We start from the raw sequence: 8,262 nt of genomic DNA, 5'->3' as shown, positions 1-8,262 counted from the left end.
GTTTTAGGCGTAAATTACTAATGCGCCACCAACACCCCCAAAAGTACCGAAAATCTCTCATTCAGCATGGACCAGTTTTGAAGGGGGGGGAGGTCACCCCGTGTTGTTGGCGATTGATTTGTTCAGGGTATTGGAACGGAACAAATCATCGCTCGGAGATAAGTGACATCAACTCCCGAATATCGGGAAGCTTCTCCAGCTCAGACAAGATGGAAATCGATTTTTCGACTTTGTCCGCCTCTAGCGTCACTCCGGCGCAATTCCTGAATTTCGCGTGGACTTCATCTTCGGTAAGGGGCCACCCAGCGTTGCCCCTTGATTTGTTCGCGCGCCTCACCAGGGTGCGGCCGTCCGTCGTTTGTAGTGTCAAGGTGATGGGCCGCGCCTTTCCTTGCTCCCATTCGATGTTTTCCTCCAGGTGAACGTGAATTTTCTTCATCGTCTCCTGCGCCAACGGCTCGTTCACCACCTCGTCCGTAAATGTGTTCAGAGTTAGGGCGCCGTCGAGGAGCATCCTTGTTAGCGTGTACTCGGCCGAAAATTTGCCTTGGAGTCCCGTTTTCGGGCTGTGATAGCTTAAATTTGACAGATTCGGCGCCATCAATGCCAGATCGATGCGCTCGACACTGTCGGCCGAGAGATTTTCCTCGTCAATCAGATCGCGTAGAGCGTCGATCGAGGGGTGAGCCGACATGCAGCAAGGATAGGGCTTGAGGTTGTTGCCCGGAGATTCGAGGACGTAGGGGTCGCCGAGTTGGTCCGTTATCTTGTCGAGTCGATAGTTTTCCTTTCCCGAGAATGCCACGCAGTAGCCAATGGTGGCGTCCAGGATTTCGCTGTTCGCCGTCAACCCGGCGGCGATGAGCCCTGCGGCCCTCACACCAGCCTCGGCTGCAAGACCCGCGTGGAGGGGCTTGGTCATGGTGCCGAAATTCGATCGGATGCCTGAGGCCTGTGATGCGGCGCACCCCAGGGTCAGGAGGGTTTGCTTGATGTCGAGCCCGCGAAGGTGCGCGGCTGCGGCTGCGGCCCCCATTGTTCCCAGCACGCTGGTGGGGTGCCAGCCGTTGTTGTAAACGGCGGGGTGCATCCCGGCCCCTAGTTTCGCAGCCACTTCGAAGCCAATGATATATGCCTCTAGTATGTCCCGTCCCGAGGCGCCTTGCGCCTCGCCCTGTGCCAGAGCGGCAGGAAGCACAGCCACGCTGGTGTGTCCGGACATCGACCAGTTCGTATCGTCGAAGTCGAGCGCATGGCCGAGGGTGCCGTTGGCGAGTGCCGCACAGGAGGGGGCTGTCTTCATCCCTTTTCCTATGACAGTGGCGGAGCCCGATTCCGATATGCCGCGTACGTAGTCGGTGATGGTTTTAGCCACTGGCTCCAGAGAGGCGGCGAGGGAGACGCCCACTGTGTCCTTTATCGAGGTTTTCGCCGCATTTAAGACATGGTCCGGAATATTCTCCAGACGGGTTTCCACGATGAATTTCGCCACACGCTCGGTTGCGTTCATGCCGGAGTCTCCTGCTTTGTATTCGCAATAAGATAACAGGTGGTTGATTCGCTTTTAATATTCCATCTCAAGAGGCTAGCTTGCAAGGCGATTCACTTCGCCCAACAAGTGCAGCCCTCTTTTCCCTTTGCTCTTTTACCCGAGTTTTTTGGCTGCTTTTAGTATCTGGACGGAATCGCCTGCCAGGTGGGTGAAGATGCTTGCATCGCGCATGAGCTTTTCCACCGGCGCATCGCGCATGACGCCCATGCCTCCGAAAATCTCGACTGCGTTTTTCGTGACGCTCTGGACCACCTCGGTGGCAAAAGTCTTGAGAAGCTGTTTCGAGGCCCCCTCGAAGTCGCTGTCGTTATCTTTCTCGCCCGCCACCACCTTGAAAAGATAGTTTCGGCCCGCTTCCAGCCGCATATACATGTCGGCCAATTTGAGGGCGATCGCCTGGTGTTCGATGATGGGTTTGCCGCCCTGAACACGGTTCCGGGCATGATCGAGAGCATGTTCAAAGGCCGCCTGTGCAATTCCGAGGGCGTTCGCGGAAAGCTCCTCGTCGTTGAAGGAGGCTATCCCCATCCGCTTGTTGCTCCTCCCCTCGTTCACCTCGAGGATACGGTTGGCGTCGGGGACGCGGCAGTTTTCGTAGATGAGCTCGGCGTTCTGGTAAAATCTCCATCCGATCTTATTATGGGTCCTACCGATACTGAAACCGGGAGTGTCGGAGGGCACCATCAGCATGGTGGTCCCCCGGTTAACCGGAACAGAGAAGTCGGTTCGAACCAGGGTGAAGTAGAGCGAGGCCACCCCGCCGTTGGCGATGAAGTGTTTCATCCCGTTGATGACCCAATCGTCGCCGTCCCGGACGCCCGATGTTCTATATCCCGCCTTGGGGTCATCGGGGGGCATGCGGTTATCAGAGCCGGCGTCGGGCTCGGTTCCCGCCGAGGCCAGCATGAAGGTGTCGTTTTCCAGAAAAGGAGTCAGGAAGCGCTCGCGCTGCTCGTCGTTTGCTAGTTGGGTGAGGAAGGGTGTGAACTTCCAGTTTTGGCTGAAGGTTTTGGATATGGCCCCGTCCACTCGGGCCAGCTCCAGAATAACAAGAACCTGCCCCAGTTTGTCCACACCAGGGCCCCCGAATTGTTCCGGGACAGCGAGAGTTCTCAACCCCAGGGCGGAGCCTTTCTTGATGATTTCCCAATCGAAGGTTTCCTTGGGGTCGGGAATGAGGTCCCGCTCGGCCGAGATGGGGCGGATCTCCTTTTCCGCAAAGTCGTGGGCCATCTGCTGTAGGGCGCGATGTTCATCGGTGAGGGTAAAGTCCATGGGTACTCCTTTCGCGGCAGCGCTCCATCTTGCCAGGCAACGCCCCAATTCGGAAAAATGATGGGATATTTATTAGGGTATCGATTTTCTTTTCAGGCCTCCCTTTAAAACCCGCCTCGCGGTAGGCGGTAGGTGCCGATGTGCCGGATAGCTAGGGTGATTGGCTATAGATGGTGATGAAGGCGAGATGGGATATGAGCGCTCCGACCGCCTCCAATCTCCAGTTCTTCATCACCCAGATGGCATTTCAAAATCCCTGCGCATCGAGCGGCTATGAATCGTATTCAGGAACCACCGGATCTAGCAGAATTATATATTCGGAGCCGTTGCGCTTCGCTTTCGCCACCGCCTGAAAATTCGGGGGGCCCGGGAGACTAAAACTTATTTCATTTGCCTTGGATCAAGGGCGTCGCGAAGCCCGTCCCCCAGTAAATTGAAAGAGAGTACGACTGCCATTAGCGATAATCCGGGGATGGTGATTAGGTGCGGCGCCAGCGCCATGTATGAGCGGGCGTCGGCCAGCATGGTTCCCCATTCGGGGGTGGGGGGCGGAACGCCGATGCCCAAAAAGCTGAGACCTGAGGCCACCCGGATCGAGGTGGCGATCAGAAACGTGGACTGAACGACGATGGGGCCGAGAGTTCCCGGAAAAATATGCCGGAAAAGTACCCGCTGGTTCGTGCTGCCCACGGCCCGTGCGGATTCGACGAATTCAGTTTCTTTGAGGACAAGGACCATGCTTCGGACCAGTCTGGCATAGGTGGGGATGGCAAAAAGCCCGACCGCCAGCATGATGTTTGTCATTCCCGTTCCGATGATGGCGATCAAGAGGATGGACAGCAATATGCGCGGGAAGGTGAGCATGATGTCCATCCCCCGCATGATGAGAGTGTCTGTCCAGCCGGTGAAATAGCCGCCGAGCAACCCCAGCAGGATTCCTCCGGCGGCAGCGATTAAAACCGAAAACACTCCAATTAAAAGCGAGGTTCTCGCCCCGTAAATTATGCGGCTCATCACATCGCGTCCAAAATGATCGGTTCCAAAGGGATGGGAGAAGGAGGGCGCCTTGAGGGCCTGATCAAGGTCGGTCAGGATTGGGTTGTAGGGAGCAATGAGAGGCGCCGACAGGGACACGACGATGAACAGGAGAACGAAGATGCCCCCGGCCAGTGCGACCTTATGTTTGCGAAGAAGATTCCAGAAAAGCTTCCAGGGGCTACTCTGGGGGTCGTCTTCAACAAAAGACGCGGGGGTGGCTACGACCGATTGGCTCATTATTTCGAGTTCCCGTAGCGAACGCGCGGATTCAATACCGCGTAGAGAATGTCCACTAGCAAATTAACGAAGGCGAACGTCAGGGCGAAAAACAAAAGAGAGCCCTGCACTGCGGCATAGTCGCGCAGCTTGATGGCCTCCACGATGTAGCGGCCCAGACCGGGCCATGCAAATACGGATTCCGTGATGACCGAGCCTCCCAGTAGATAGCCCGATTGAAGGCCGACAACCGTGATGACCGGAAGCATCGCATTCTTCAGGGCATGGGCGTAATTTACCTTGGTCTCCGACAAACCCTTGGAGCGGGCCGTAATGACGTATTCGCTATTGATAATTTCGAGCATGGTGTTTCGCGTCATTCGCGCGATGATCCCCGCGCCGGTGATTCCAAGTGTGACCACCGGCATGATGAGATGCATCGCGGTGCCGCTTCCCCCGGCGGGCAGCCACCGGAAATGCACCGAGAACGTTCCCATGAGGAGCAGCCCGAGCCAAAATGAAGGCATGGATATCCCTATAAGGGCGCCGGTCATACTCCCGTAATCGAATTTTGAGTAAGGATTCGTGGCGGATATGACGCCCGCCCCCAATCCGAGAATGGTGGCCAGGAGCATGGCCCAGGAAGCGAGCTTAAGGGTATTGCCGAACCGCTTGGTCACCTCGCCTAAGACGGGACGGTCCGAGAGGATCGATGTGCCCAGGTCTCCCTGCAGGGCGCGTTTCATGTATTTGATGTATTGAATGTGAATGGGTTTATCGAGGCCATATATGCGGCGGATTTCGGCTACGTATTCCGGATCGGCGAATTCTCCCGCCATCGCTTCGGCCGGGTCGCCCGGGACCAGGCGGATAGAGAGGAAAATGACCAGCGATACACCGAAGAGAACGGGGATGAGCAGGAGCATTCTTCTGCCAATGTACTCGAGCATTCCAACTCCTCAAAAGTTCCGTACCAAAAACGCGCCTGCGAACCGAATAGGCGTCATCGTTTTGTTTGACGGAAACCATGCATACGCCGATATTTTTCTTCGCTGCCTCTATTACAAGGGAAGCACCATAAAACAGATAAGTTTTGTAAAGAAAACGACAAGTTTTGTAAAGTCGATTTCATTATATACTTATGGGAGCTGGTAAACAAAGCGCAGAAAAATGATCGCTTCCCGCGAGAGAGCTTTCACGGTTGCCGTGCTCGGCGGACGAAACGAATTTCGCGGCAGTTTGATTGTTCTCTGGAGGGGAACTGCAGCATGGTTCTGAATTTTGCTATTGTGTGCCAGAAGTGAATCTCCATGGGCCTACAGGGCAAAGGACCTTCGGGCGCAAAAAAACGAACAGGGCTAAACTCTGAAATCACCCCTCTCTGGCTCGGAGCCAGTTTGCTTTATTCGGCCGCAAAGATTAAATTTATTTTTAACACCTACAAATGAATAGTATGGAAACTGAGTTCGTTTCACTTCGGAAAGAAAAGCTGTTGCCAAGGGTTTTGTTTCATTCCCTGGTGAACGGGCTCGAAGGATACATTCTTGAATTTCCCATGGGGAGGATACAAAAGATGCGATGCTTGACCTTTAAGAAGTTTGTTTTCGCGGCAATTGTGTGCGCTTTCGCGCTCGCCTTGCCTGCCAGTCCGGCCCAGGCACAGTCTAAGGTGGTATGGATCCACGGAGCTGAACCCAAGAGTCTCGACAACGCGCTTCATCCTGCGGGCTCGGCCGACCTCAACATGCAGACGAGTCTTTACGATTCTCTCACTTTCCACCGTCTGGACGGCACCATCGAGGGCCGGCTCGCCGAGTCCTGGAAATTTGTCGATCCCAAAACACTCGTTTTCAAACTCCGGAAGGGAGTGAAGTTCCACGACGGTACGCCTTTCAACGCGGCCGCCGTAAAATTCAGTCTTGAGCGTACGATTGGCCATAAGCGCGCGCGCCTGAGAAAATGGATTACGATGATCAAAGAGGTCAACGTGATCGACGACCATACCGTCGAGATGAAGCTCAAATTCGCCTACGCGCCCATCCTTTTGAACCTGGGTACTCCGGTTGGCGCCATCGGCAGCCCCACGGCGATCAAGAAATACGGGAAAAATTTTCGCCGCAACCCCGTTGGAACGGGGCCCTTTATTTTCGATAAATGGGAGCCGGGAGAATACATTCGCTTGCGGGCCAACCCCAACTACTGGGATGGCAAGCCGAAAATTGATATCTTGGAATTCCGGCTGGTTCCGGAGGCCACGACGCGAGTTCTTCAGCTTCGTTCCGGGCAGGCCCAGCTGGCGATGTTCCTGCCTCCTGCGCAGATCAACGAGGTGAGAAAAGATCCCAAGCTGAACCTGATAAAAGGTGAGTTGTTCCGGATTATATTCATCGGAATGAACAACCAGATAAAACCCTTCGACAATCCCCTTGTCCGCAAGGCGATGAACTACGCCATCGACAACAAGACCATTGTCGAGAAGGTGATGCTCGGGGTGGGCAGGCCCATCCGGGGGCCCTTTGGGCCAAAAGTCTGGGGCTACGATCCAAAATTCGAGGAAATGGGGTACAGCTACAATCCCGCGAAGGCCAAGGCCCTCCTAAAGCAGGCGGGCTTTCCGAACGGTTTCGAAACGGAGTTCTGGCATCCGACCGGTCGATATACGATGGATAAGGTGGCCTCCGAGGCCATCCAGGCGCAACTGGCCAAGGTCGGGGTCAGGGTGAAACTCCGCACGGGATCGTGGGGTCTGGTTGCACCGACTATTCGGAACGGAAAAGCGCCTATGTATTTTTATGGCTGGGGCGCCTCCACGGGTGACGCCGATATGGTCATGTACCAGAAATTACACTCCAAGAATTTTGGCAAAAGCGGAAACTACTCACGCTACAAGAACCCCGCCTACGAGAAAATCGTCGTTAAGGCGCGGCAGCTTACCGATCCGGCTGCCCGCAAGGCGCTTTATCTGAAAGCGACGAAGATGTTGATGGATAATCCACCCTGGGTCTTCTTCAAGCAGGAAGTCATGCTCGTCGGAAAATCCAGTAAGCTCAAGGGCATAATTGTTCATCCCGGCGAGCGGATCTATTGGCGGAAAGCCTATCTGGAGAAATAAAAATCGCGTGTGGGGATGAATGGATAAGCGGCCCAGTCGATTGAGCCGTGAAAACCCCGCATAAAGAACCATACGACCGGCCTCCATCCGACGAACTGGTTCGAATGGGGGCCGGTTTGCGTGAACTTGAATGATAATGAGATGTGAACGGCAATTGTATTTGGTAAATTCAAAGCGGGAGAATCGTAATGCCTGATCCTGAAAGACTACAGAATATGCTCGACAAATTCGAAATCCAAGAGGTGGTCGCCGCTGCCTGTTATTCCCGAGACCATGGGGATTGGGATACGTTAAGGGATTCCTACCATCCTGACGGGACGGTTACTGTGAGCTGGCACTCCGGCCCGGTGGATGAATTTATCGAGCGGTCTAAAAAAATGATGGCCAATCGGGGGCCGCAGGATTTCACAAAGCATGTGAATGCAAACCAGCGCGTGAGGCTAAACGGCGACCGTGCCCTCATCGAATACGATGTGATTCTCCACAACAGGAGAATCATGGAAGGCTTCGCCATTGATTTTCATACATGGAGCCGCTACTTCGATCAGGTGGAGAAGCGCGACGACAGGTGGCGAATATTCAATCGCTCTGCGATTTATGAAAAAGACCGGATGGATCCGCACAACCCACGGGAAATTCCCGACTCTTTTTACGAGGACATGAACCTCGAGCAGTATCCGTTGAACATCCGCTACCACTGCTGGCGAAATGCAAAGACCGGACAAACCCCTCCGGAGGGGCTGGTTCTTGCCAGGTCGGAGAAAGAGAAAGAAATCCGCGAGACGGCGGAAAAGTGGTTGGCGGGCTAATAATGGCATAGTTGCTATTTCGTTTCTAAATACACGATGCACTTCATATGCTTATGTTTCCAAGACAGTTGTAAGTCCCTGAACTTCGTGTATTTGAATCATTGTTTGGCCTCGCCTTTAGTTGACGCCGGGTTTCCCGTCACTCTAAAGTGAGTCTTACGCATTCATATTGTCATCGAAGGAGAGAAAATGGATTTCAGTCTGACCGATGAGCAACGCGCCATCCGGGACATGGCTCGAACTTTTGCCCAGGAAGAATT

6 protein-coding genes are annotated in these 8,262 nt (G+C 54.4%); 2 read left to right on the top strand and 4 right to left on the bottom strand.

Features of this window, described 5'->3' with window-relative positions:
- Nucleotides 1–145: 145 nt before the first annotated feature.
- The 4 genes from HOJ95_04555 to HOJ95_04540 all read right to left on the bottom strand — a co-directional run bounded on the left by HOJ95_04555 (nt 146) and on the right by HOJ95_04540 (nt 5,031).
- Nucleotides 146–1,510: an MmgE/PrpD family protein gene (locus HOJ95_04555; protein MBT6393953.1), complete on the bottom strand. Its 1,365-nt coding sequence runs from the start codon at nt 1,508–1,510 to the stop codon at nt 146–148.
- A gap of 135 nt (nt 1,511–1,645) precedes the next feature.
- Entirely contained in the window at nt 1,646–2,827 is a 1,182-nt protein-coding gene (locus HOJ95_04550) for an acyl-CoA dehydrogenase (GenBank protein ID MBT6393952.1), read from the bottom strand.
- A gap of 381 nt (nt 2,828–3,208) precedes the next feature.
- Nucleotides 3,209–4,102: an ABC transporter permease gene (locus HOJ95_04545; protein MBT6393951.1), complete on the bottom strand. Its 894-nt coding sequence runs from the start codon at nt 4,100–4,102 to the stop codon at nt 3,209–3,211.
- A complete protein-coding gene (locus HOJ95_04540; protein ID MBT6393950.1) occupies nt 4,102–5,031 on the bottom strand; it encodes an ABC transporter permease in 930 nt (309 codons plus the stop codon). The genes HOJ95_04545 and HOJ95_04540 overlap by 1 nt, the downstream gene beginning before the upstream one ends.
- 623 nt (nt 5,032–5,654) lie before the next feature.
- Between HOJ95_04540 and HOJ95_04535 the strand changes: the two genes are divergently transcribed.
- Both HOJ95_04535 and HOJ95_04530 read left to right on the top strand, forming a co-directional pair.
- Nucleotides 5,655–7,193, top strand: a complete 1,539-nt coding sequence (locus HOJ95_04535) for a hypothetical protein (protein MBT6393949.1) — start codon at nt 5,655–5,657, stop codon at nt 7,191–7,193.
- Between the two features lie 188 nt (nt 7,194–7,381).
- On the top strand, nt 7,382–8,002 hold the full coding sequence (locus HOJ95_04530) for a nuclear transport factor 2 family protein (GenBank protein MBT6393948.1): 621 nt from the start codon (nt 7,382–7,384) through the stop codon (nt 8,000–8,002).
- Nucleotides 8,003–8,262: the final 260 nt, after the last annotated feature.

The sequence above is a fragment of the Nitrospinaceae bacterium genome (assembly GCA_018669005.1).
In the GTDB taxonomy this organism is placed as follows: Bacteria; UBA8248; UBA8248; order UBA8248; family UBA8248; genus UBA8248.
This window is presented reverse-complemented; position numbering and strand designations above follow the sequence as displayed.

Excerpts from the sequence above, each read along its gene's own strand:
- HOJ95_04535 (MBT6393949.1), top strand. The coding sequence starts at position 5,655 with ATGCGATGCTTGACCTTTAAGAAGTTTGTTTTCGCGGCAATTGTGTGC.
- HOJ95_04555 (MBT6393953.1), bottom strand. The coding sequence starts at position 1,510 with ATGAACGCAACCGAGCGTGTGGCGAAATTCATCGTGGAAACCCGTCTG.
- HOJ95_04540 (MBT6393950.1), bottom strand. The coding sequence starts at position 5,031 with ATGCTCGAGTACATTGGCAGAAGAATGCTCCTGCTCATCCCCGTTCTC.
- HOJ95_04550 (MBT6393952.1), bottom strand. The coding sequence starts at position 2,827 with ATGGACTTTACCCTCACCGATGAACATCGCGCCCTACAGCAGATGGCC.
- HOJ95_04530 (MBT6393948.1), top strand. The coding sequence starts at position 7,382 with ATGCCTGATCCTGAAAGACTACAGAATATGCTCGACAAATTCGAAATC.
- HOJ95_04545 (MBT6393951.1), bottom strand. The coding sequence starts at position 4,102 with ATGAGCCAATCGGTCGTAGCCACCCCCGCGTCTTTTGTTGAAGACGAC.